Origin of the sequence: Castellaniella defragrans, from assembly GCF_014203015.1 — a bacterium.
Lineage (GTDB): Bacteria > Pseudomonadota > Gammaproteobacteria > Burkholderiales > Burkholderiaceae_B > Castellaniella > Castellaniella defragrans.
Window position 1 is genome coordinate 22,833 of record NZ_JACHIB010000021.1, and the last position, 22,507, is coordinate 45,339.

At 67.1% G+C, this 22,507-nt stretch carries 21 protein-coding genes and 1 tRNA gene; 5 read left to right on the plus strand and 17 right to left on the minus strand.

Translation table 11 applies throughout. The features are described from left to right. The first annotated feature begins 119 nt into the window (after positions 1-119). A complete protein-coding gene (gene pnp / locus HNR28_RS16075) occupies positions 120-2,261 on the plus strand; it encodes a polyribonucleotide nucleotidyltransferase (protein ID WP_043683845.1) in 2,142 nt (713 codons plus the stop codon). Between the two features lie 202 nt (positions 2,262-2,463). Here the strand turns inward: pnp and fliD are convergent, their stop codons facing one another. Beyond that, positions 2,464-3,858 carry a flagellar filament capping protein FliD gene (gene fliD / locus HNR28_RS16080; protein ID WP_151023906.1) on the minus strand — a complete coding sequence of 465 codons (1,395 nt, stop codon included), beginning with the start codon at positions 3,856-3,858 and terminating at the stop codon, positions 2,464-2,466. A gap of 178 nt (positions 3,859-4,036) precedes the next feature. Next, positions 4,037-5,017, minus strand: a complete 981-nt coding sequence (locus HNR28_RS16085; RefSeq protein ID WP_043683841.1) for an NAD(P)H-quinone oxidoreductase — start codon at positions 5,015-5,017, stop codon at positions 4,037-4,039. A 58-nt stretch (positions 5,018-5,075) separates the two neighbouring features. Here HNR28_RS16085 and HNR28_RS16090 point away from each other — a divergent pair. From HNR28_RS16090 to HNR28_RS16100, 3 genes are all read left to right on the plus strand, one after another. Beyond that, positions 5,076-5,165 (plus strand) — tRNA-Ser (locus HNR28_RS16090). A gap of 20 nt (positions 5,166-5,185) precedes the next feature. Then, positions 5,186-6,289 (plus strand): PLP-dependent cysteine synthase family protein, encoded by a 1,104-nt coding sequence (locus HNR28_RS16095; protein WP_052355861.1) that lies wholly within the window; start codon positions 5,186-5,188, stop codon positions 6,287-6,289. Continuing rightward, complete coding sequence (locus tag HNR28_RS16100; RefSeq protein ID WP_249043872.1) at positions 6,286-7,845, plus strand: GGDEF domain-containing protein; 1,560 nt, start codon at positions 6,286-6,288, stop codon at positions 7,843-7,845. The genes HNR28_RS16095 and HNR28_RS16100 overlap by 4 nt, the downstream gene beginning before the upstream one ends. A 567-nt stretch (positions 7,846-8,412) precedes the next feature. On the opposite strand, the gene HNR28_RS16105 is transcribed toward HNR28_RS16100, so the two are convergent. From HNR28_RS16105 to HNR28_RS16165, 13 genes are read right to left on the minus strand one after another with little or no spacing between them, the layout of a single operon-like run. Further along, complete coding sequence (locus tag HNR28_RS16105; protein WP_151023905.1) at positions 8,413-8,655, minus strand: DUF2274 domain-containing protein; 243 nt, start codon at positions 8,653-8,655, stop codon at positions 8,413-8,415. Continuing rightward, positions 8,652-9,938 (minus strand): TraB/TrbI/VirB10 family type IV secretion system protein, encoded by a 1,287-nt coding sequence (locus HNR28_RS16110; RefSeq protein WP_031656895.1) that lies wholly within the window; start codon positions 9,936-9,938, stop codon positions 8,652-8,654. Before HNR28_RS16110 ends, HNR28_RS16105 begins: the two co-directional genes overlap by 4 nt. A gap of 2 nt (positions 9,939-9,940) precedes the next feature. After that, on the minus strand, positions 9,941-10,933 hold the full coding sequence (gene trbG, locus HNR28_RS16115) for a P-type conjugative transfer protein TrbG (protein ID WP_151023904.1): 993 nt from the start codon (positions 10,931-10,933) through the stop codon (positions 9,941-9,943). Next, complete coding sequence (gene trbF, locus HNR28_RS16120) at positions 10,930-11,634, minus strand: conjugal transfer protein TrbF (RefSeq protein ID WP_031656899.1); 705 nt, start codon at positions 11,632-11,634, stop codon at positions 10,930-10,932. Before trbF ends, trbG begins: the two co-directional genes overlap by 4 nt. A gap of 12 nt (positions 11,635-11,646) precedes the next feature. Continuing rightward, positions 11,647-13,026, minus strand: coding sequence for a P-type conjugative transfer protein TrbL (trbL, locus tag HNR28_RS16125; protein WP_151023903.1), 1,380 nt, complete (start codon positions 13,024-13,026; stop codon positions 11,647-11,649). Then, the gene (locus tag HNR28_RS16130) at positions 13,023-13,343 is read right to left on the minus strand and encodes an EexN family lipoprotein (protein ID WP_041110920.1); all 321 of its coding nucleotides are present in this window, start codon (positions 13,341-13,343) and stop codon (positions 13,023-13,025) included. The genes trbL and HNR28_RS16130 overlap by 4 nt, the downstream gene beginning before the upstream one ends. Positions 13,344-13,355: 12 nt before the next feature. Beyond that, positions 13,356-14,081 (minus strand): P-type conjugative transfer protein TrbJ, encoded by a 726-nt coding sequence (gene trbJ, locus HNR28_RS16135; RefSeq protein ID WP_023087421.1) that lies wholly within the window; start codon positions 14,079-14,081, stop codon positions 13,356-13,358. Continuing rightward, positions 14,078-16,531 carry a conjugal transfer protein TrbE gene (gene trbE, locus HNR28_RS16140; protein WP_074231538.1) on the minus strand — a complete coding sequence of 818 codons (2,454 nt, stop codon included), beginning with the start codon at positions 16,529-16,531 and terminating at the stop codon, positions 14,078-14,080. Before trbE ends, trbJ begins: the two co-directional genes overlap by 4 nt. A 12-nt stretch (positions 16,532-16,543) precedes the next feature. Continuing rightward, a complete protein-coding gene (locus HNR28_RS16145; protein WP_033453500.1) occupies positions 16,544-16,816 on the minus strand; it encodes a VirB3 family type IV secretion system protein in 273 nt (90 codons plus the stop codon). Further along, positions 16,813-17,208 carry a TrbC/VirB2 family type IV secretion system protein gene (locus tag HNR28_RS16150; RefSeq protein ID WP_035481269.1) on the minus strand — a complete coding sequence of 132 codons (396 nt, stop codon included), beginning with the start codon at positions 17,206-17,208 and terminating at the stop codon, positions 16,813-16,815. Before HNR28_RS16150 ends, HNR28_RS16145 begins: the two co-directional genes overlap by 4 nt. Further along, positions 17,205-18,257 carry a P-type conjugative transfer ATPase TrbB gene (trbB, locus tag HNR28_RS16155; RefSeq protein ID WP_113931802.1) on the minus strand — a complete coding sequence of 351 codons (1,053 nt, stop codon included), beginning with the start codon at positions 18,255-18,257 and terminating at the stop codon, positions 17,205-17,207. Before trbB ends, HNR28_RS16150 begins: the two co-directional genes overlap by 4 nt. Further along, a complete protein-coding gene (locus HNR28_RS16160; protein WP_092700971.1) occupies positions 18,254-18,718 on the minus strand; it encodes a ribbon-helix-helix protein, CopG family in 465 nt (154 codons plus the stop codon). The genes trbB and HNR28_RS16160 overlap by 4 nt, the downstream gene beginning before the upstream one ends. Then, positions 18,715-20,721, minus strand: a complete 2,007-nt coding sequence (locus HNR28_RS16165; RefSeq protein WP_151023902.1) for a conjugal transfer protein TraG — start codon at positions 20,719-20,721, stop codon at positions 18,715-18,717. The genes HNR28_RS16160 and HNR28_RS16165 overlap by 4 nt, the downstream gene beginning before the upstream one ends. On the opposite strand from HNR28_RS16165, the gene HNR28_RS16170 reads away from it, so the two are divergent. After that, positions 20,716-20,991 carry a hypothetical protein gene (locus HNR28_RS16170; RefSeq protein ID WP_151023901.1) on the plus strand — a complete coding sequence of 92 codons (276 nt, stop codon included), beginning with the start codon at positions 20,716-20,718 and terminating at the stop codon, positions 20,989-20,991. The two genes, HNR28_RS16165 and HNR28_RS16170, sit on opposite strands and share 6 nt — an antisense overlap. On the opposite strand, the gene HNR28_RS16175 is transcribed toward HNR28_RS16170, so the two are convergent. After that, entirely contained in the window at positions 20,958-21,236 is a 279-nt protein-coding gene (locus tag HNR28_RS16175) for an EexN family lipoprotein (protein WP_151023900.1), read from the minus strand. The two genes, HNR28_RS16170 and HNR28_RS16175, sit on opposite strands and share 34 nt — an antisense overlap. Continuing rightward, a complete protein-coding gene (locus HNR28_RS16180) occupies positions 21,233-22,177 on the minus strand; it encodes a LysR family transcriptional regulator (RefSeq protein ID WP_113931805.1) in 945 nt (314 codons plus the stop codon). The genes HNR28_RS16175 and HNR28_RS16180 overlap by 4 nt, the downstream gene beginning before the upstream one ends. Between the last annotated feature and the right edge of the window lie 330 nt (positions 22,178-22,507).

Sequence of the window (22,507 nt, forward strand, 5' to 3'; positions counted from 1 at the left end):
CTGCATCGTTTTGCGCAGCGTGCGCGGCTTTTTGTCATGGGTCGCCGCAATCAGCCCCGCCTCCGGTGGGCGGGTCGCGGGCAGGAGCCTCGCGGGCGCCCCTTTTATAGGATCAGAAAATGTTCAATAAAGTGAGCAAGTCGTTCCAGTACGGTCAGCACACTGTCGTCCTGGAAACCGGCGAAGTCGCCCGCCAGGCCGGCGGCGCCGTGATGGTGTCCGTCGACGACACGGTGGTGCTGGCCACGGTGGTGGCCGCCAAGACCGCCAAGCCCGGCCAGGACTTCTTCCCGCTGACCGTCGATTACGTCGAGAAGACCTATGCGGCCGGCAAGATCCCGGGCGGCTTCTTCAAGCGCGAAGGCAAGCCCTCCGAAAAGGAAATCCTCACCTCCCGCCTGATCGACCGTCCGCTGCGTCCGCTGTTCCCGGAAGGCTTCTACAACGAAGTCCAGATCATCATCCATACGGTGTCGGTCAATCCCGAAGTCGATCCCGACATCCCCGCCCTGATCGGCGCATCGGCCGCCCTGGCGATCTCCGGCATCCCCTTCAACGGCCCGGTGGGCGCCGCCCGCGTGGGCTACATCGACGGCCAGTACGTCCTCAACCCCAGCGCCTCGCAGGTGCGTGGCGAATCCCAGCTGGACCTGGTGGTGGCCGGGACCGAGGCCGCCGTGCTGATGGTCGAATCCGAAGCCAAACAGCTGTCCGAGGAAGTCATGCTCGGCGCCGTGGTGTTCGGCCACGAGCAGATGCAGGCCGCCATCAACGCCATCCATGAACTGGTGGCCGAGGCCGGCAAGCCCGAATGGGACTGGCAGCCCGCCCCGCGCAACGAGGTCCTGGCCACCGCCGTGCGCGCGGCCGCCTTCGAGCCCCTGAAGGCCGTCTACCAGCTGCGCGACAAGCAGGAGCGCACCACGCGCCTGCGCCAGGTCTACGCCGACGTCAAGGCCAAGCTGGCCGAGCACGCGGCGGCCCGGGGCGACGACGCCCCCGACAGCGTCGAAGTCGAGAACATGCTGTTCGCCCTGGAATCGGAAATCGTCCGCGGCCAGATCCTGAACGGCGAGCCGCGCATCGACGGCCGCGACACGCGCACCGTGCGCCCGATCAGCATCCGCCTGGGCGTGCTGCCGCGCGCCCACGGCTCGGCGCTGTTCACGCGCGGCGAAACCCAGGCGCTGGTGGTCACCACCCTGGGCACCAAGCAGGACGAGCAGATCATCGATTCGATCATGGGCGAGTACCGCGACCGCTTCATGATGCACTACAACATGCCGCCGTTCGCCACCGGCGAGACCGGCCGCTTCGGCGTGCCCAAGCGCCGCGAGATCGGCCACGGCCGCCTGGCCAAGCGCGCCCTGTCGCCGCTGCTGCCCGCCGCGGAAGACTTCCAGTACACCCTGCGCCTGGTGTCCGAGATCACCGAGTCCAACGGCTCCTCGTCCATGGCCTCGGTCTGCGGCGGCAGCCTGTCCATGATGGACGCCGGCGTGCCGGTCAAGGACCACGTGGCGGGCGTCGCCATGGGCCTGATCAAGGAAGGCGGCAAGTTCGCCGTCCTGACCGACATCCTGGGCGACGAGGATCACCTGGGCGACATGGACTTCAAGGTGGCCGGCACCGTCGGCGGCATCACCGCCCTGCAGATGGACATCAAGATCCAGGGCATCACCAAGGAAATCATGCAGGTGGCGCTGGCCCAGGCCCGCGAAGGCCGTCTGCACATCCTGGGCAAGATGCGCGAGGCCATCGACGGCTCCCGCCAGGAACTGTCCGACTTCGCGCCGCGCATGCTGAGCATCAAGATCAACCCGGAAAAGATCCGCGACGTGATCGGCAAGGGCGGCGCCACCATCCGCGCGCTGACCGAAGAAACCGGCTGCCAGATCGACATCAGCGACGATGGCAGCATCACCATCGCCAGCGCCGACCTGGACCGCGCCCACGAAGCCGAGCGCCGCATCAAGGAACTGACCGCCGACGTCGAGGTGGGGCAGGAATACCAGGGCACCGTCCAGCGCCTGCTGGATTTCGGCGCCATCGTCCAGGTCCTGCCCGGCCGCGACGGCCTGCTGCACATCTCGGAGATCGCCAACTACCGCATCGCCGACATCAACGACGTGCTGAAGGTCGGCCAGACGCTGCGCGTCAAGATCCTGGAAGCCGACGAACGCGGCCGCCTGCGCCTGTCGGTCAAGGCGATCGGCGGGATCGAGGCCCAGGGCGGTCCCTCCGCTCCGGCCGCGCAGTAATCCCGCATCGTCTCCGCGGCCCGCGGGGCCGCGGAAGCGAACGAAAAAGACGCCTTCGTGGCGTTTTTTTCGTTCCGGCCGGAGAAAAGGCGCATGTGGCGCCGGAAAACCGGCGTGCGCCGCGTGTCTTCGGGCGTGCGCCGCGTGTCTTGCGCCGTGGCGCGGGGCGCCTGCCCGCGTGTCCGCCTGTCTGTGCGCCCGCCTATCCCAGGCCGGACAGCTGCTGCGTCAGGTAGGTGCTCAATGAGTTCATCTGCGCCATCGCGGCGTCCAGCGCGGTGAACTGCTGGCGATAGGTGTCCATCTGGGCGGCGATGCGGTCGGAGGTCTGGTCGTACTGGGCCTTCAGGTCGTTCAACATGTCGTTGGCGCCGGCGGTGGCCGATGAAAACGACCCGCCGCTTTGCAGGAGATCGGCCGTCAGGGTCTGGAAGGCGCCGCCGATGCCGGTCGATCCGCCCAGGAGGCTTCGCACGTCCGCGGGATCGCTGGCGAGCAGGTCGGACAGGGTATCGGCATTCAGCGAAAGCTGCCCGCTGGCGGGATCGGTGCTCAGGCCGAGGTTGAACAGGGAGCCGATGGCGCCGCCCGGGACGGACGTGTCGAGCGCGTCGAACAGCCGTTCCTGGACTTCCAGGGCGAGCGGATCGCCCGTGAGGGGACTGCCGGTCTGGGTCGTGGTGTCGTAGGCGGTGAGCGACTGCAGGGTCGAGAGCACGCTGTTGTATGCCGTCACCAGGCCTTGCGCGGCCTGTATCGTCTGCGCGTCGTCGTGGGTGAGGGAGAGCGTGGCGGGCGAGGCGTCCACCGCGTTCAGGTCGAGCGTGACGCCCGTCACCGCGCCGTCCACCGTGTTGCTCTGGCTGGTGATGGCGATGCCGTCGATGTGCAGCAGGGCGTTGCTGGCCGGGTTTTCGGTGACGCTCGAACCGGCGCCCTGGGTGAAGCCCAGGATGTCCTGCAGGCTGGCGTTGTCGCTGCCGATGCTGGCGACCGCCGCCTGGGTGCCGGTCTGCCGGGCGATGAGCAGCAGGTGATAGGGGGTGCCCGAGCCGTCGTTGATGATCGTGGCCGATACGCCGAGCGACGCATCCGCGTTGATGGCGCTGGCCAGGCCGCCGAGCGAAGTGTCCTTGCCCGTGAGGTCGAGTACGTGGCTCGTGCCGTCGGCCAGGGTGAAGGTGATCGTGCCGCCCGTGCCGTTGCTGGCGGTGCGGCTGGCTTGCCCGGCGCTCGCCAGGGTCTGCGCGCTTGCCAATTGATCGACCGAGATGCTGTATTGCCCGGCGATGGCCCCGCTGCCGACGCTGGCCGTGAAGGCGGGACTGCCGACGCTGGCCTGCAGCGTGTCGAAGGCGGACGCGTCGGCCAGGGTCTGCGCGGCGGTCTGCAGGCCGCCGAGTGCGCCTTGCAGCTTGCCGTAGGCCGACAGGGTGGCGTTGAGCGAGTCTTCCTGGTTCTGGATGGGCTGCAAGGCCGCGTCTTCGCCAGTTTCCAGCTGTTCGAGGAGGGTGCCGAGCGGCAGGCCCGAGCCCACGCCCAGCGACGAAATCGTGGAGACATCAGAGGAACCGGCTGAAATTGCGGACAAGGCCATGATGAACTCCGGTGAGCGGTTTCCCTGGGGCAGCGGCCCGGCGGAAAAGTTCAGTGATCCATTGGTAAATGAGTGTTTCCGCCGTGGGGCGCCGGGCCCGGCCGTGCGATGGGTGGAGGCCCCCTTCGCCGGACCGCTGCGCGGCGGCGGCCGGGCCGGCCCCCGCAGGCACGCCGCGCTACCGCAGGGTCAGCACGATCTTGCCGATCTGTTCGCCCGCGTCCATCATGGCGTGGGCGCGCGCGGCCTCGGACAGCGGGAAGGTCGCGTGGATCGAGGGCCGCACCGCGCCGGATTCCAGCAGCGGCCAGACGCGCTCGCGCAGCGCGCGGGCGATGCGGGCCTTGAATTCCACCGGGCGCGCCCGCAGCGTCGAGCCCGTCACCGTCAGGCGGCGGCGCATCACCTGGCCGCAGTTCAGCGTGCCGCGCGCGCCGCCCAGCAGGGCGATCATCACCAGCCGGCCGTCGTCGGCCAGGGCCTCGATGTTGCGCGCCAGGTAGTCGCCCGCGACCATGTCCAGGATCACGTCCACGCCGCGTCCGTTCGTCAGCGCCTTGATTTCCGCGACGAAGTCCTGCGCGCGGTAGTCGATGCCGCGCGTGCAGCCCAGCGCTTCGATGGCCCGCACGCGCTCGGCGCTGCCGGCGGTGGCGTAGACCGTGTGGCCGAAGGCGCGCGCCAGCGCGATGGCCGTCGTGCCGATGCCGCTCGCGCCGCCGTGGACCAGCAGGGTCTCGCCGGGCGCCAGGGCGCCGCGGTCGAAGACGTTGCTCCAGACGGTGAAATAGGTTTCCGGCAGCGCGGCGGCTTCGACCATGGACAGCCCGGCCGGCACCGGCAGGCACTGCGCGGCCGGCGCCGTGCAGAATTGCGCGTAGCCGCCGCCGGCCACCAGGGCGCAGACCGCGTCGCCCGGCTTGAATCCGGCGGATTCCGGCGCGCCGCCGACGATGCGGCCGGCGACTTCCAGGCCGGGCAGGTCGGATGCGCCGGCCGGAGGCGGATAGCTGCCCTGGCGCTGGAACACGTCGGGCCGGTTGACCCCGGCGGCCTCGACCTCGATCAGGACTTCGCCGGGACCGGGAACGGGGGTGGGGCGGTCCGCCATGCGCAGGACTTCGGGGCCGCCCGGCGCAGTGATTTCAATGGCTTGCATATGGCGCTCCTTGGAATGTGCACGGGGCATTATGCGCTACACTTTCGGTCTTCGATGCGGAAGCGTGCCAGAGCGGTTGAATGGACCGGTCTTGAAAACCGGCGATGGGGCAACCCATCCGTGAGTTCGAATCTCACCGCTTCCGCCACTGATCGGGGAAGCCACGACATGGATCACTGCATCAAGGGGCGCAGCGCGCTGACGCCGGAAAACCGGGAATGGACGCGCCGGGCCATCCGCGTGCTCGAAGCCGACGGCAGGCGTTCCGCCGATACGCACCTGGTCAAGCCGGACTTTCCGGGGCTGCGCGGCATCGACATCTACTTCAAGGACGAGAGCACGCACCCCACCGGCAGCCTCAAGCACCGCCTGGCGCGTTCCCTGTTCCTGTACGGCATCTGCAACGGCCGCATCCGCGAGGGCACTCTCCTGGTCGAGGCCTCCTCGGGCTCGACGGCCGTGTCGGAAGCCTATTTCGCCCGCCTGCTGGGGCTGCCCTTCGTCGCCGTGATGACGCGCTCGACGAGCCAGCAGAAGATCCAGGCGATCGAGCGCTTCGGCGGGCGCTGCCATTTCGTGGAGCACGCCCGCGAGGTCTACGGCGCGGCCCAGGCCATCGCCGACGAGGCCGGCGGCTATTACCTGGACCAGTTCACGCACGCCGAGCGGGCCACGGACTGGCGCGGCAACAACAACATCGCCGAAAGCATCTTCCGCCAGATGTCGGGCGAGCACCACGCCGTCCCGGCCTGGGTGGTCATGAGCGCCGGCACGGGCGGCACCTCGGCCACCATCGGGCGCTTCATCCGCTACCGCAACCTGGACACCCGGCTGTGCGTGGTCGACGTCGAGGGCTCGGCCTTCTACGAGGCCTGGCAGAGCGGCGACATGGACGTCACCGCGACCGGCTCGCGCATCGAGGGGATCGGGCGCCCGCGCGTCGAGCCCTCCTTCATCCCGACCGTCATCGACGAGATGATCCGCGTGCCCGACGAGGCCTCGATCGCCGCGGCGCACGTGCTGTCCGACCGCCTGTTCCGCCGCGTGGGCGGCTCGACGGGGACGAATTTCATGGGCGTGCTGTGCATGGCCTCGCTCATGCGCGAGCAGGGGCGCACCGGCTCGCTGGTCACCCTGATCTGCGACAGCGGCGACCGGTACGCCACGAGCTACTACGACGAGGGCTGGCTGCGCGCGCAGCGGCTGGACATCGGTGGCTGGCGCGCGCGCATCGAGCGCTTCCTGGACACCGGGGAAGGCTCCCTGCTGTGAGCCCGAGGACGGCGGCGGCCATTGCGGGCCTGCTGCTGGGAGGCCTGCAGCAGGCGCCCGCGTCGGCGGCGGCGGTCGCCGATTGCGATGGCGCGCGGCGCGTGCACCTGCGGGAATCCGTCGTCGTCAGTCCCGAGGCGCTGGCGGAATTCAGCGCCCTGCCGCCCCTGCGCGTGCTCGCGCTGGATGCGCCGCCCATGGCGCGCCGCGAGGCGGATGGACGCACCTATACCGGCATCGGCATCGACGTGTGGTGTTTCGTCGCGCTGCGGCTCGGTCTGCGTTACGTGATCGAGCCGGAACCGGGCCTGACGGTGGCGGAGAAGATCGGCCGGATCCAGGAGGGCGGCGCCGACGTCCTGGTGCCGCTGAGCCTGCAGTCCGAGCGCGCACGGCGCGGCCTGTTCACCCGGCCCTATTACGAAAGCCGCTACGCCATCATCGCCCGCAAGGGGCGGGAACTGGCGATCCACCAGATGGCAGACCTGGCGCGCTACCGGGTCGGCGTCGTGCACGGCGTCGCGTTCGAGCCCATCCTCAGGGGGCTCGTGCCGGCGGAGCGGCTGGTCGCCTACGATCAGGCCTCCAGCGACGGGATGTTCGAGGCATTGCGCGAGGGCGCGATCGACGTGGCGGTGTACAACCGGGGCATTTTCGCCGAGAAGCGCTACAGCCACGAGTATTTCGACCTGGAAGTCGTCCTGATCCTGCGCGAATACCCGCGTGCCTACCGGTTCTACTTCAGCGACACGCCCGAGCACCGGCGCCTGGTGCGGGCGTTCGATCGCTACCTCGCGGCGATGGACGTGTCGGACTCCGTCGCGCAGCACGAAGAGGGCGAGAGCCAGCTCATCGAGCGCTACGTGGCCCAGCGCAGCCAGCGGGTGCTGCTGCAGGTCGCCAGCGGCGTCGCCGTGCTGCTGGCCCTGGCGTCCTTTCTGGCCCTGCGCCGATACCGCCGCCTGTCCCGCCTGCTGGCCGAGCGCAACCAGTACATCCTGCGCCAGCAGGAGGCCCTGCGGGCCGCCAACCGGGAGCTGGAGCGGCAGAGCCAGACCGATGGCCTGACCCGGCTGGCCAACCGCCGGCATTTCGACCAGGCGCTGGCGCGCGAACACGCACGCTGGCGGCGCACGGGAGCGCCGCTGAGTCTGATGCTGCTGGACGTGGATCATTTCAAGCGCGTGAACGATCACTACGGCCATCAGGTCGGCGACGACTATCTGCGCGCCATCGCCCAGGCGCTGCGCAGCAGCGTGGTCCGGCCCGCCGACCTGACGGCGCGCTACGGCGGCGAGGAGTTCGCCTGCCTGATGCCCGACACCGGTTCCGAGGCCGCGCGGGCCGTGGCCGAGCGCATCCGGGAGGAGGTGGCGCGGCTCGCCCTGCCGGGCGTCCCCGAGGCGGACCACGCTCCCGTGCGCCTGAGCATCGGCATCGCCACCCTGGCGGGCGGCCACGCCGGCGCCCAGGATCTGCTGGCCGCCGCCGATGCGCAGCTGTACGCCGCCAAGCGGGCGGGGCGGGATCGCGTCCACGCCGTCGTGCTGGATTGAGCATTCGGTACAATGCCGCATCGCATCGCGCCCGAGTGGTGAAATCGGTAGACACAAGGGACTTAAAATCTGTTTTGTCAAGTCCTTCCTGCTAGAACTGCCGAGCCAGAAGGTCAATAGTGACAACGGTTTGCGGGCATCCGAGCTGTAGCTTTGCAGCTAGGCTTGACGGCCAGGGGCCAGCTAGGCGCCAGTAGATGGAGGTAGGTGTTTTCAGTGTGTTGAGCACTACGCCCGAGTGGTGAAATCGGTAGACACAAGGGACTTGAACAATTTGAGCCTTCGGGGGGAAACGCCCGAAGTGAAGCCCGTCAAAGTCGGCGAACGCCCTGGATGCTTTTGCATCCGAGCCAACGCCGAGCCAAGCCCAAGCTACAGCTTGGGAAGGTGTAGAGAGCAGACGGCGGGCACCTACGGCCGCAAGGCTATGGTGAAGGCGTGCTCCAGACCACGAACGCCCTGCGTTGAGCAGGGCGGCGGCGAAAGTCGAAGTGGTAAGAAAATCCCTCGCCGAAAGGCGTGCCGGTTCGATTCCGGCCTCGGGCACCAATCCAAAGCCGCCCCTGTTCACGCAGGGGCGGCTTTTCCGTTCTTGGGCTGTGTGCGCTTGAATCCCCGATCCCCCACCATGAACGCCTCCAGCATGTGCGGGATCAGCGTCACGGCATCGACCGCCTCGCCATACGCCTGCGCGTGCAGCGCGGCGTAGCGATCGAGGTCTGCTTTCAGGCTGGCCGGACACGCGAAGGTCAGCTTGACGTTCTCGGTCTTGGGCAGCGGCCCGAGCCGCAGCTTCTTGGTCGTGCTCATTGCGAAGCTCCCCGATTGAAGAACAGCGGCTGGTACGGCCGCAGCACCAGATCCCGGTTGACGATGATCCGCACGGGCAGGCCAGGCCGCTCGGTCAGCGTCGGCTGGATGTTCATGTTGCGTCGGGTGATCTCCTGGCCGACCTGATTGATGCTGTCCTGGGCGCTGTCACGCCCGGCAATGACGATGCGGTTGCCGTCCTGGCGGTTCTCTGGCGCGGCCAGCTCTGCGCCGACGCCCAGCAGCGTCGTCAGCACCGCACCGGCAAAGATGCGGTTCCAGTGCCAGTCCACGTCATCCTCCAAGCCCGCGTAGCCGGCCGGGTCGGTGCCGACAAGGTTGTCGAGCGTCAGCGAGGACGTGTCGGGCAGGATGATCCGATTCCACACCACCTGCACGCGGCTCTGTCCGTAGCTGACCTGGCTGTTGTAGCGCCCGAGGATGCGCGACCCCTGCGGAATCAGCAGGAACTTGCCGGTGGCTGTGTCATAGACCGGCTCCGTCACAGTGCCGATCACGTCGCCCGGCAAGTCCGACTTGATGCCTGTCACCAGCGCGCCGGCGATCACCGTTCCGGCCATCACCTGATAAGGCGACGCGGGCAGCGCCAGATTGCCGGAATTGCGGGTTTCCGTAGAACCGGCTTTCAGGAACGCCTCTTTCTGGTCTTGCCGGTTCTGCACGGTCGTCGGGTCGGCGGGCTGGGCCGCCGTCGAGGCAGGCCCGGCAGCGAGAGGATCAAAGGCCGCAAGTGTGTTTGCAACACCAGGCGCACCCGGCGCAGCTTGCGCAACCGTGGCGGCGGCTTGGCCCTGGCCGCCCGAGCGGAAGAACACCGACGAGGCCGCCGCCGCGTCCGCCTCCTTGCGCAAGGCATCTTCGGGATCATGGCCTGGCGGCGAATAGCCCGGCGTCACCGGCTGCTGCGAAGCGACGATGGCCGGGCCAAGGTCGCCGGGCAGCGGCGGCCCCAGCTCGGGCACATCGGGCGGCAAGGCTGGTGGCAGCTTCGAGTAGTCCGTCGGCAGCGCATCCAGCCCTTCGGACTTCGAGACGCGATCGACGTTGTAAAGCTCGGTTTGCTCGCCCGCACTGCGTCGCTGCGGTTGTAGCGACCAGATCGTGGCCCCAAGGACGGCGACCGACAGGCCGCCGACGAGGATGGCCAGCGTGCGCCGGTTCAGGCGAGTGACCGGGCGCGGCTGGGCGCGCAGCGCCACCGCTTCCGGCGCGACCTTGCCTGCCTGCGGCGTGGCGAGGTCGGGGGTGTCGTCCTGGCTCATGGTCAGTTCCTCCGCGCAACGCCGTCCGTGCGCTCAATTCGCACCACGTCGCCCTTGTCCCCGCCCAGGCGCAGTTCGGCGGCACCGAACAGCCGATCCACGATGTAGTACGGCGAACGGAAGCGGTAGTTGACCAGTTGCCCGTCGCCTTCCGGCCCGATCACGAACAGCGGCGGCAGCTCGCCTTGCGCGATGCCGGCGGGGAACTGGATATAGACCTTCTGCCCGTCGTCGAAGGCGCGTAGCGGCTTCCACGGCGGGTTGCTACCGCTGACCGCGTAGCGGAAGCGCAGGTTTTCCAGCGACAAGCCGGAGTCCACCGGCGCGGCGGCGCTGGCCGCCTGCGCCTGGCGCTGCAAGGCCAGCATCCGGTCACGCGGATACTCCCAAGAAGCCGACGCCATCCACGTCTTTTCCGTCGAAGCCAACTCCAGCAGGTACGTCCTGCGGTTGGTGGTGATGACGAGATTGGTCTTGAGGCCCGAGCGGATCGGCTTGACCAGCACATTGACGCGCAGGTCAGCACCGCTGCCGCTCGACGTATCGCCCACGATCCAGCGCACGGTATCACCAGCGGCCACCGTCACCAGCTCCTCGCCCGGCTGGAGCGAAATCACGGTCACGCGGCCCACGGCTGCATAGACTTGGTAGAGCGCGCCATCGGTGAACGGCCACACCTGAATCGCGTTGACGTATCCCTCGCGCGTGGGTGCGACGCGCGCCTCGGCATTGGCCCGTGAGACGCGCACCTTCTCGTCGGCTGGTTCCGGCGTGGGCTTGGTGTCCTCGGCTTCGGGCAATGGCTTCAACTGCGCCGGCATCGGCAGCACCTCGGGCACCGCCACCACCTCCACCGGCGCGGGTGGCTCGGGTAGCGGCTGGGCCTGCACCGGCTCATCGAGCGAGATGGTCGGCGGTGGCTTGCCCTGCGTGGCGCAGCCCGCCAGGGCAAGCAAGATCACCGGCAAGGCGGATTTACGGAAAAGATCATTCATGGCTTGGCTCCTTCGGAAGAATCCAGTTCGCGGCTCCACGACAGGCCGTTGACGTAGATGCCCAGGGGGTTCTTGCGCAGGCGTTCTTCGGTGCGCGGCGGCTGGAGCACGATGGACACCACGGCCGTCCACCGCTCTAAGCCCGCCGCGGCGCCGTTGACGTAGCGGCGTTCCGTCCAGCGCACGTTGAAAGACGTGTCGCTGGCGCGCACGACGCTGGTGATCTGTACCGTCACCGACTCCTTGCCGATGCGCGCGAACGGGTCGTTGACCCGCGCGTAGTCGTTGAGCACGGCCGCGCCCTTGTCGGTCGTGTAGTCGTAGGCGTCCAGCCAGTTCTGGCGGACGACGATGGGGTCGATGGACAGCGAGCGCACCAGCGTCACGAAGCGCGCGATGTGGTGCGCGGTCTGCGCATCGTTGGGCCGGTACGGCGTGGCGGCTTCGCCCACGGCGCGCACCTGGCCAGCGTTGTCCACCTCCACGACGTAGGGCGTCACGAAGGACTGCGCCGAGCGCCACACCAGGCCGCCAGCCATCAGCAACGCGAGCGTCAGGCAGCCGAAGGCCATGAGGCGCCAGTTCTTCGCCTGCACGCGCGGCGAGCCGATGCGCTCGTCCCACACCTGGCCGGCAGCTTGGTACGGCGTGGCAGGCTGCGGCGTGTCGGCATAGCGCACCTGCGGTTTCTTGAATCGCATGGTCAGTTCTCCTTATGAATCGGAATCGCGCAGGCTCGGCCCCTGGCCGGAGCCGCCGCCATCGCCACCGCGTAGCGTGTGGGCGGTGGTGGTCGCGGCATGGGTGAGTTGCTGGCGGCGATGCAGGCGTTTGGCCCAAGCGGGCTGTTCCTGTTTCTGTGCGGTAGCGGCGCTGGCTGCGGCCTCGCCTGCGCCACCCTGACCGGATGCCGCACTGCCATCGGCAGCAGCGCCATTCCAGCCAGCGCGGAAGGGAGCGGCCATGCGCTGCCCGGCAGCGGAGGCGCGGGATGCCGCGCCTCGCCCGGCTGCCTGCGCGCCGGTCTTGGCGACGTTGCCTAGGCCTGCCATTGCGCCTTTCGCACCACCGCCTGCGGCGGCGGAGCCAGCCTGGAACGCCGATTTCGCACTGCCAGCCGCCGACGTGGCCGCACGCGCACCAGCGCCGGCCAGCTTGGCGGCAGCCGGTGCCATGCGCGCGCCAGCGGCCACGGCACCGCCTACGCCCGTCGCGGCAGCGCCGATGGCGACGGCCGTGCCGGCAGCGCCGACAGCAGCACCGGCCATCGCACCCGCGCCGAGCTGCGGCGCACCGGACACAAGGCCCGTGGCGATGCCAGGGCCGAAGATCCCCAGCGCCAGCAAGGTGAGCGAGGCCAGCATGATGACCAGTGCGTGGTCGAGCGACGGCTCATCGGGATGGACTTGGAACTGAGTGAACAGGCCCGAGCCGATACCGACGATCACGGCCAGCACCAGCACCTTGACGCCGGAGGCCACCACGTTGCCCAAGACCTTTTCGGCCAGGAACGAGGTCTTGTTCCAAAGCGCGAACGGCACCAGCACGAAGCCCGCGAGCGTGGTCAGCTTGAACTCGATCAGCGTGATGAATAGCTGGATCGCCAGCACGAAGAAGCAGAGCACCACGACCAGCCAGGCGAGGAACAACACCAAGATGGCATCGAGGTTCAAGAACACCTCGGGAAATCCCATCATGTCGTCGAGCTGGAGGAAGATCGGCCCGCCCGCGTCAAGGCCGGTTTTCGCCAGCCGGCCCGGCTGCAAGAAGTTCTCCATCGTGATGGCAGAGCCGGTGGCGGTGATGCCCAATCCCGCGAACGAGCGGAAGACGATGCTCGCCAGCCAGTTGAAGTTGTTGATGATGTAGGCGAAGGCGCCGACGTACAGCACCTTGCGCAGCAGCTTGGCGATCACGTCCTCGCCCTGGCCGGTGGCGTGGCTCATGGCCCAATACAGGCCGGCGATCGTCATGTCGATGACGATCAGCGTGGCCGTGAGGAACGCCACTTCGCCCCGCAGCAGCCCGAAACCCGAGTCGATGTAGGCGGAGAAGGTGTTGAGGAACTGGTCGATGATGGTCACGTCATTCATGGCGTGCCCTCCGGTTCGGTCGGCGGTGCCGGCGCTACGCCATCGGCTGGCTCATCGAAGCTCGGTGGGATCGACGGCAGGTCGGCCAGCGTCTGGTATTCATCTGGCCCGGCCTCGCCGGAAAAGAAGCGCCGTCGGAAGGCTTCGGCGGCGGCGCGACAAGCGTCCTCGCCCGTGGCCTGCCGGTCGGCCGCGCATTGCGCGCGCAATGCCTTGAGCCGCATGGGATCGGCGGCCAGGGCATCGACATGGTGGTCGGCCGGCTGCTCGCCGCAAGCGGCCAGCAGCACGACACCAAGGGCGAGGACGCATCGCATGGCGGCCTCCCGTCAGTTGCCGTAGAAATCCACGCGCTGCGGCGTGTACTGCGTGCCATCGCCCAGGAAACGTCGCCGCACCTCGCGGGCGCGCTCGGTGGCCGCCGCCTGCCGCGCCAGTTCCAGCGAGGCCGCACGATCCTGCGTGATCTGGAGCCGTTGCGACTGGATCGACTGCTTGGCCTGCAATGCCAGCAACTGGTTCATGGCCTGCATGGCTTGCAACGCACCTTGAGCCGACTGGCTCTTGCCCACGAGATCGGCCAGCACGCTTTCGTCTTCGCCCAGGTTCTGCGACACCTGGGCCTGCATCTGCATCGTGGTCTGCAAGCCGTTGAGGGTGTTCTTCCAACGCTCCTGCGCGTCGCGGTACATCTGGTCGCCGCTCACCGTGGCGGCGTACTGCTCGGGATACAGGCGCGCGAACTCCCGATCCAGATTCGTCACGTCGTAGGCCAAGCCGCGAGCCTGGGCGATCAGCCGCTCGGTCGTCGCCAGATTGGCGCGCAACTGGCCGACCACGCTGGACGGCAGGCTGGCGAGGTTGCGCGCCTGGTTCATCAGCATCTGCGCTTCGTTCTGAAGCTGCTGGATCTGGTTGTTGATCTGCTCCAGCGTGCGGATTGCAGTCAGCGTGTTCTGCACGAGGTTCGTGGGGTCGATCACCACCCATTGCGCATGGGCGGTGGCAGTGCAAAGCATGGCCGCGATGGCGGCGGCGATAAGGCGCTTCTTCATGGCAGGTTCTCCTGGGGTTGGTCAGCGAGGGAACCCGGCGCGAGGCCGGGGAACGAGGGCAGCAGGTCGGCCGCCCAATCGAGGCCGCGATGGCGCAGCCACGCGCCCGCGAAACCGGGTACGCCGGCGTCCAGCAGCACGCGGTCTATGTCGCGCTGGTCTTGCGGCGTGGATGCGCCCGCGAAGGCCAGCGCCGCCGGCCCCAGGTCGAGGTCGAACAGGCGGTTGCCGAGGCGGGATTGGTAGTAGTAGTCGCGCTTGGGCTGCGCGGTGGCGACGATTTCGATCTGCCGCTTGTTGAGGCCGAAGCCCTCGTAGATCGTGCGAATCTGCGGTTCGGTGGCCTGCGGGTTGGGCAAGAAAATCCGACTCGCGCAGCTCTCGATGATCGCGGGCGCGATGCTCGAATCCTTGATGTCGGCGAGGCTCTGCGTGGCGAAGATGACGCTGACGTTCTTCTTGCGCAGCGTCTTGAGCCACTGGCGGATACGCGCGGCAAACGCCGGGTCATCGAGGAACAGCCAGGCTTCATCGAGGATCAGCAGCGTGGGCGCACCGTCGAAGCGTTCATCGAAACGCGCAAAGAGGTAATGCAGCACGGCCATGACGGCGGCCTTGCTGTGCATCAACTCCTCCATCTCGAAGCACTGCACGTCGGCCATGCCCATCCGATCGTGATCGGCGTCCAGCAGCTTGCCGTGGGCGCCGCCGAGCACGTAAGGCGACAGCGCCTGCCGCAGCGCGTTCGATTGCAGCAGCACGGAAAGCCCCGTCATCGTGCGCTGCTCCAGCGGCGCACCGGCGAGACTTCCCAGCGCCGACCAGATGGCCGCTTTCTCATCGGGGCCGACCGCCACGCCTTCGTGCAGCAAGCGGCCTTCGATCCATTCAGCGGCCCAGGTGCGGTAGCCCTCGCGGTCGATGCGCGCGAGCGGCTGGAAGGCGATTTCGCCATCCGTGCCCAGGTCGTAGTGTTCGCCGCCCAGGCCGAGGATGGCGGCCCGCATGGAGCGGCCCATGTCGAAGGCGAAGATGCGCGAGCCGCGATAGCGGCGGAACTGCATCGCCAGCGTGGCGAGCAAGACCGACTTGCCCATGCCGGTCGGGCCTGCGACCAGCGTGTGGCCCACGTCGCCGATGTGCGTCACCAGCCGGAACGGCGTCGCGCCATCGGTGCGCGTGACGATCAGCGGCGGGCCGGCGAGGTGGTCGTTCTTCTCTGGCCCGGCCCATACCGCCGACACCGGCATCATGTGCGCCAGGTTCAGCGTCGAGACGATGGGCTGGCGCACGTTCGCATAGGCGTTGCCAGGGATCGAAGACAGCCAGGCATCCACGGCATTGAGCGTTTCGGGGATGGTGACGAAGCCCCGGCCCTGGATGGCGCGCTCCACCATGCGCAGCTTCTCGTCTGCGACGGCGGCGTCCTCGTCCGTGACGGTGACGGTCGCCGTCAGATAGCCGAAGGCAACTTGATCGCTGCCCAGCTCCTGCAAGGCAGCGTCGGCGTCGGCGGCCTTGTTGTTGGCGTCGGTATCGACCAGCGGGCTTTCCTGCTGGAAGATCGTTTCGCGTAGCAGCGCGATGACGTTCTTGCGCTTGGCGAACCACTGGCGGCGCAGGCGGGCGAGTTCTCTTTCCGCCTCGGCTTTGTCGAGGCAGAGAAAGCGCGTGCTCCAGCGGTACGCAAAGCCAAGGCGGTTGAGGTCGTCCAGAATCCCCGGCCAGGTCGAGGTCGGGAAGCCCCGCACCGACACCACGCGCAGGTGCTGGTCGCCCAGCATGGGCGCCAGGCCACCGACCAGCGGCGAGTCGGTCAGCAGCGCGTCGATGTGGAACGGCACTTCGGGCACGCCGACGCGATAGCGCCGCGTCGAGATGGTCGCGTGCAGGTAGGTCAGCGTCTGCGCGTCATCGAGCCAGTCAATCTCCGGCATCACGCCGTCGAGCAGGTCAAAGACGCGATCCGTTTCCGCGACGAAGGCTTGCAGCCGCTCGCGCCAGTCCACGCCATTCGTTGGCGTGTTCTCGTAGAGCATCTTGGCTGCACGGGCGCGGGATTCTTCCGGCGGCAGGTAAAGCAGCGTCAGGTGATAGCCGCTCTCGAAGTGATTGCCCGATTCCTCGAAGGCGGCCCGGCGTTCTTCCTCCACCACCCAGGAAAGCGGCTCGGGAAACTCCGAGTGCGGATAATCGGCCGCAGGCCGACGCTCGGCTTCGATGAACAGCGCCCAGCCCGATCCCATGCGGCGCAGCGCGTTGTTCAACCGTGCCGACGTGGCGATCAGCTCGCCTTGCGTCGCGCTGTCGAGGTCGGGCCCACGAAACCGGGCCGTGCGCTGGAAACTGCCGTCCTTGTTCAAGACGACGCCCGGCGCAACCAATCCGGCCCACGGCAGCCAGTCGGCGAGCAAGGCCGGGCGCTGGCGGTATTCGGCAAGGTTCAGCATGGCGGCGTCCCCTCACACGTCCAGCAGCGGGCGGTGCTTGATGTGCCGGGCGAACACGGCCATGAACTGCGGATCGACGCGCGCTCCCCACACCGCCAGCGAATGGCCGACGATCCAGAGCACCACACCCGGAATCCACAGTTGCAGGCCCAGCCCGACAGCGGCGGCCAGCGTGCCGTTCGCAATGGCGACCGTTCGTGGTGCGCCGCCCAGTAGGATCGGCTCGGTCAGCGAGCGATGCAGCGGCACCTCGAAGCCGGCTGCGAAGGTATCCGGGGCACTCATACGACGGCCCCGCCGGAGAAGCTGAAGAACGACAGGAAGAAGCTCGAAGCCGCGAATGCGATAGTCAGACCGAACACGATCTGGATCAGCTTGCGGAATCCGCCCGACGTGTCGCCGAAGGCGAGCGCGAGGCCGGTGGCGATGATGATGATGACCGCGACGATGCGCGCCACCGGCCCCTGGATGGATTCAAGGATGGATTGCAGCGGGCCTTCCCACGGCATCGAGGAACCGGCGGCCTGCGCGGTTCCGGCCAGGAACAGCAGCAGCGCGGCCAGCAGCAGCCCTTGCGCCGCAGGGCGGGCCAGACTGCGCAACCGCGCGAAGCCGGACAGCTCGGCCAGGTGGGAAGGCGGATTTACGGAAACACGGAAAGCATGGGCGTGTGTCATGGCAGTTCTCCAAGAGAGTCAGGGGACAGGGATGTCGCCGCAGCAGGTGCGGCATCGGGGATCGGCAGCAGCTCGGGGAACGGCGTTTCCAGGGCATCCGCCAGTTGGTAGCCCACGCCGTCGAAGCCGACGACGCGGGCAATGCTCTCGATGCGGCGCTTGCGCCCGCGCCCGGCGATGTGGATCACCACGTTGACCGCCTCGGCGATCAGCGCACGCGGCGGGTTCACCGCCACTTCGAGAATCAGTTGCTCCAGGCGCAGCAGCGCGCCGAGCGCGGAGCCGGCATGGATCGTGGCGATGCCGCCGGGGTGGCCCGTGCCCCACACCTTGATGAGATCCAGTGCCTCGGCGCCGCGCACCTCGCCGACGACGACACGATCCGGGCGCAGGCGCATGGACGAACGCACCAGCTCCGTCATGGACACCACGCCTGCGCGCGTGCGCAGCGGTACGTGGTCGCGAGCCGCGCATTGCAGCTCCACCGTGTCTTCGAGCACCAGCACGCGGTCGCCGGTGGCGGCGATCTCCGCGAGCAAGGCATTGGCGAGCGTGGTCTTGCCGCTGCTGGTGGCGCCGGCGATCAAGACGTTCTGCCGCTCGCGCACCGCGCGAACGAGAAAGCCCGCCTGGGCGCTGGTCATCATGCCGTCGATGACGTATCGCTCCAGCGGGATCACGCCGATGGCGCGCTTGCGCAACGCGAAGGCCGGCCCCGGTGAGGCGGGCGGCAAGATGCCCTCGAAGCGTTCGCCCGTTTCGGGCAACTCGGCCGACAGCAGTGGTTGGCCGCGATGCACCTCCGCGCCGACGTGGGCGGCCACGAGGCGGATGATTCGCTCGCCGTCCGCTTCGGACAGCTCCACGCCCATCGGTGCGCGCCCGCTGGACAGCCGATCCACCCAAAGGGTGCGATCGGGATTCAGCATCACCTCCACCACGTCCGGGTCTTCGAGCGCGGTGGCGATCAGCGGCCCCATCGCCGTGCGCAACATCTGGATGCGGCGGTCGAGCGACGTGGCGCTCATGGACTGCGGAGCGGCGCTCATGACGCACGCTCCCGCGCTTGCGCGGCTGCCGCCGCGTCCTCCATCCGCATCGGGTCGGGATGCAGCTCCTCCACCACGTCGCGCACCAGGCTGCGCCCGCGCAGCAGGTGGCGGCCCAACTGTTCAACGAACTGCTCGAAGCGCGCCTTCCCCTGGGCGCGAGCGGCCTCTTGGTGCGCTTCGGGGACTGGCGTGCTGACCGTGAGGTAGTAGCGAATGAACAGTGCCAGCGTCTCGATGGCGATGTTCTGGTCACGTTCCATGCGCTCCGCCTGGCGCGACAGGCGATCAAGGCGTTTGGCGATGGCCGCCTCGCGCTGGTCGGCGGCATCGGGCGACAGCCACGATGCGAGCGCCGCTGCGACAATGGACGACTTGGACACGCCTTTCTTGGCGGCCAGTTCGTCCAGCCGCTTGGCGTGCTCGGGCTGAATGAAGAGATTCAAACGGTGCTGGGTCATAGCTCGATGCCGTCGTTGGGGTCGAGGGAAGCCAGCCGGGCCGTGCGCTGCATGGCCGGATCAAGCTGGCGAGGAAGGGGAAGCGGCAGGTCGTCGTCGTCCAGCAGGCCGAGGTCGGCCACAGGCGCGGCCAGCTCGGGGTCGTAGGCGACGGTTTCGGAGAGTTCGGGCTGACGGCGCGGGCCGCCGTCGTCGGCTGCTCCCAAGTTCTCCAGGCCATCGGCGGATGCCGTGGCCGGTGTGGCGGGCACGGCAGGAATCGCCAGCCCGCTCCAGTCGTCGGGCCGCGATGGCGGCGCGTCGGCGTACTGCCCATCCGCCAGCGCGGGCGGTGGCAGCACGCGACGCTTGAAATTAGCGTCCGCGTAGTAGCGCAGCTTCTTCGCCTTGATCGGCGCCACGCTGGACACCATCACCACGGCCTCCTCAGGCGGAAGCTGCATGACTTCGCCCGGCGTCAGCAGCGGGCGCGCGGTTTCCTGGCGCGACACCATCAGGTGCCCCAGCCACGGCGCGAGCCGATGGCCCGCGTAGTTGCGCTGGGCGCGCAGCTCGGTGGCCGTGCCCAGCGTCTCGGAGATCCGTTTGGCGGTGCGCTCGTCGTTCGTGGCGAACGTCACGCGCACATGGCAGTTGTCGAGGATGGAGTGGTTTTGCCCATACGCCTTGTCGATCTGGTTGAGCGACTGCGCGATGAGGAAGCTGCGGATGCCGTAGCCCGCCATGAAGGCCAGCGCCGTCTCGAAGAAGTCCAGGCGCCCCAGCGCAGGGAACTCATCGAGCATCAGCAGCAGCTTGTGGCGGCGCTCGATCCCATCGGAGCCATCGAGCGATTCGGTGAGGCGCCGCCCGATCTGGTTGAGAATCAGGCGAATGAGCGGTTTCGTCCGCGATATGTCCGAAGGCGGCACCACCAGATACAGCGATACCGGATGCTCGGCCGCGATCAGGTCAGCGATGCGCCAGTCGCAGCGCGAGGTGACTTCGGCCACGGTCGGGTCGCGGTACAGGCCGAGGAACGACATGGCCGTGGACAGAACGCCCGAGCGTTCGTTGTCGCTCTTGTTGAGGACTTCACGCGCCGCCGATGCGACGACCGGATGCGGCCCATCGCCGAGGTGCGGCGTGGTCATCATCCGGTGTAAGGTCAGCTCGAACGGGCGGGCCGGGTCGGACAGAAAGTTGGCGACGCCGCGCAGCGTCTTGTCTGCACCCGCGTAGAGCACATGCAGGATCGCGCCAACCAGCAGCGCGTGCGAGGTCTTTTCCCAATGGTTGCGCTTCTCCAGCGCGCCTTCGGGATCGACCAGAATGTCCGCGATGTTCTGCACGTCGCGCACTTCATGCATGCCGCGCCGAACCTCCAGCAGCGGGTTGTAGGCCGCCGACTTCGCATCCGTGGGGTTGAACAGCAGGCAATGCGAGAAGCGCGAGCGCCAGCCGGCGGTGATCTGCCAGTTCTCGCCCTTGATGTCGTGGATGACGGCCGACGCGGGCCAGCTCAACAAGGTGGGAACTACCAGGCCCACGCCCTTACCCGAGCGCGTGGGCGCGAAGGTCAGGACGTGTTCCGGGCCTTCATGTCGCAGGTACTGGCGATCGTGCTGGCCCAGGAACACTCCGGCAGGCTGCGTGAGGCCAGCCCTGCGAATGTCCTGTGCGTTGGCCCAGCGCGCGGAGCCGTAGGTCGTGACCAGGCGCGCTTGGCGCGAGCGCCAGACCGACATGGCGATGGCAACGCCCACGGCGACCATGCCGCTGGCACCGGCAATGGCGCCGCCGGTGTCGAAGACTTCCGGCGCATAGGCGCCGAAGAAGAACCACCACTCAAACAGCTTCCACGGGTGGTAGATCGACGTGCCAAGAAAGTCGAACCAGGGCGAGCCAAGGCGTACTTGGTAGCCAAGGGCCGCTGCTGTCCATTGTGTGGCGCCCCACACTCCGGCGATCACGATGCCGAATACCACGGCGATCTGACCGAACAGCACGTTCGTCCCTTGCATGACCTGGCCTCCGATTTCTCCTGCGCTTTTTCCTCATGGAAAGAGCGGCACAAGGACGTGCCGCAGGCGTCAGGTTCGGTGCCGGGTCAGTGCCGGTCAAAGACCGTTTTCAGCAGAAAGGTCGAGCAAAAGGACAGAGTTCGCGCGGTGTCTAACCAAAGAAAAACGCCGCAAGCGAAGGCGCGTTGCGGCGTGTCGAACAAAAAAATGAAGGCGAAGCGGCTATCCACCAACAATCAGAACTTGGGCGATTCCTTCGGCGGCGTGTAAGGGGTTTCGCCATCGCCGTAGAACCGCTTGCGCGTGGCCTCGGTCACCCGGTTGCACAGCAAGTCGCCCAGCTTCGGTCGGTCGGTCTTGCATTGCTGGCGCAGCTCTTTGAGCCGCTCGGGATTGGCCGCCAGTTCTTCCACCGTCGGGATATTCGCTTCCGAGGTGTCGGCCTTCTGAGGCATCTCAGACGGGCCGCAAGCAGTCAACGCGGCAGCCAGTAAAAGCGGAAGTATCTTCCTCATGATGCGGGTTCCTCCGATATGTCAGAACAGCGGCCTCGCATAGGCCTGGGAGATTCCAGGGATTCGATCGCCTGTACGCGCCCAATAAATCGTTCTAGCACTTCCAGCGGCTCACTTTCGGGATACAGCAAATAAGTGGTCAGCGGCGGTACGCGCGACGCCAGAGGCCGGGCCACTACGCCAGGTTCACGGCTGGCAGCAATGCGCGCCGCACCTGCCAGCCCAAGCGCAAAGCCTGCCGCCACCAGCGCCATCATCAGGTCGGCGGATGCCACTCGTTCCGCGATCAGCGGCTCCATTTCGGTACGGCGCAATACTCGCTCGACATGCTTGGCATGGCCTTCACAGATTTGTGGGTCACACAGGACAAGCGGATAGCGCAGCAGTTCGTCCAGAGGAATCCGCTTGTGGGCCAGCAGTGGATGCCGAGCTGGCACCGCAACCATGAGCGGATCGCTCCAGACAGGTAGAGCGAAGATGCCATCGCCTACCTCGTCGGACTGCGCAAATCCCACGTCGTACGAGTCGTCATGCAGTCCCTTGATCTGCTGCGACAGTGGAATCTCGAAGAATCTGAGTTCCACTTCGGGTTCTTCCTGCCGGCATTGCGCCAGCAATGCCGGCAAGCGCGACGGTGTAATGCCGTCCGATAATGCTACGCGCAATTGTCCGTGAAAGCCGTTAGCTGCCGCTCGCACGCTATCCCGTGCTTGCTCCAAGGCGGTGAATACACGGCGCACATGCTCCAAGAACAACTTGCCAGAACGGGTCAATTGCGTGCTGCGCGTGGTGCGCGCAAATAGCAGGACACCCAACTCCTCCTCAAGCTCCTTGATTGCGCGCGACAACGGTGATTGCTCGATGTGCAGTCGCTCGGCAGCACGAACAAAGCGAAGCTCCTCTGCAACTGCGAGAAAGTATCGAAGGTGGCGTAACTCCATTCTTTCTATCTCGCTGACGTTTCATTTTCGGTCAAATCAATCACCCATATATGCAGCTTTAAGAAGATTGGCGCATATTTGAAAATTTCAGCTCGGTAGCGATTCTTTAAGTCGACTTGCAAGCCATGCAGCTCATTTTTGCAGTGCGCAAAAAGGAGACGAATCCAACCACAACAGTGTCAATGAGGATAGCGTCTTGTATTTGATTGAATACTCTTACGCCGGAGGCCTGAAAACCATACCTCAAGCAGACTCCGCTCGTCGTAAATTCAACATAAATTTACGATCACAGCCGCCGCGCGCGTACGCGAACGTCGAGGCGCTTGACCG

Excerpts from the sequence above, each read along its gene's own strand:
- pnp (WP_043683845.1), top strand. The coding sequence starts at position 120 with ATGTTCAATAAAGTGAGCAAGTCGTTCCAGTACGGTCAGCACACTGTC.
- fliD (WP_151023906.1), bottom strand. The coding sequence starts at position 3,858 with ATGGCCTTGTCCGCAATTTCAGCCGGTTCCTCTGATGTCTCCACGATT.
- HNR28_RS16085 (WP_043683841.1), bottom strand. The coding sequence starts at position 5,017 with ATGCAAGCCATTGAAATCACTGCGCCGGGCGGCCCCGAAGTCCTGCGC.
- HNR28_RS16095 (WP_052355861.1), top strand. The coding sequence starts at position 5,186 with ATGGATCACTGCATCAAGGGGCGCAGCGCGCTGACGCCGGAAAACCGG.
- HNR28_RS16105 (WP_151023905.1), bottom strand. The coding sequence starts at position 8,655 with ATGAGCACGACCAAGAAGCTGCGGCTCGGGCCGCTGCCCAAGACCGAG.
- HNR28_RS16110 (WP_031656895.1), bottom strand. The coding sequence starts at position 9,938 with ATGAGCCAGGACGACACCCCCGACCTCGCCACGCCGCAGGCAGGCAAG.
- trbG (WP_151023904.1), bottom strand. The coding sequence starts at position 10,933 with ATGAATGATCTTTTCCGTAAATCCGCCTTGCCGGTGATCTTGCTTGCC.
- trbF (WP_031656899.1), bottom strand. The coding sequence starts at position 11,634 with ATGCGATTCAAGAAACCGCAGGTGCGCTATGCCGACACGCCGCAGCCT.
- trbL (WP_151023903.1), bottom strand. The coding sequence starts at position 13,026 with ATGAATGACGTGACCATCATCGACCAGTTCCTCAACACCTTCTCCGCC.
- HNR28_RS16130 (WP_041110920.1), bottom strand. The coding sequence starts at position 13,343 with ATGCGATGCGTCCTCGCCCTTGGTGTCGTGCTGCTGGCCGCTTGCGGC.
- trbJ (WP_023087421.1), bottom strand. The coding sequence starts at position 14,081 with ATGAAGAAGCGCCTTATCGCCGCCGCCATCGCGGCCATGCTTTGCACT.
- trbE (WP_074231538.1), bottom strand. The coding sequence starts at position 16,531 with ATGCTGAACCTTGCCGAATACCGCCAGCGCCCGGCCTTGCTCGCCGAC.
- HNR28_RS16145 (WP_033453500.1), bottom strand. The coding sequence starts at position 16,816 with ATGAGTGCCCCGGATACCTTCGCAGCCGGCTTCGAGGTGCCGCTGCAT.
- HNR28_RS16150 (WP_035481269.1), bottom strand. The coding sequence starts at position 17,208 with ATGACACACGCCCATGCTTTCCGTGTTTCCGTAAATCCGCCTTCCCAC.
- trbB (WP_113931802.1), bottom strand. The coding sequence starts at position 18,257 with ATGAGCGCCGCTCCGCAGTCCATGAGCGCCACGTCGCTCGACCGCCGC.
- HNR28_RS16160 (WP_092700971.1), bottom strand. The coding sequence starts at position 18,718 with ATGACCCAGCACCGTTTGAATCTCTTCATTCAGCCCGAGCACGCCAAG.
- HNR28_RS16165 (WP_151023902.1), bottom strand. The coding sequence starts at position 20,721 with ATGCAAGGGACGAACGTGCTGTTCGGTCAGATCGCCGTGGTATTCGGC.
- HNR28_RS16175 (WP_151023900.1), bottom strand. The coding sequence starts at position 21,236 with ATGAGGAAGATACTTCCGCTTTTACTGGCTGCCGCGTTGACTGCTTGC.
- HNR28_RS16180 (WP_113931805.1), bottom strand. The coding sequence starts at position 22,177 with ATGGAGTTACGCCACCTTCGATACTTTCTCGCAGTTGCAGAGGAGCTT.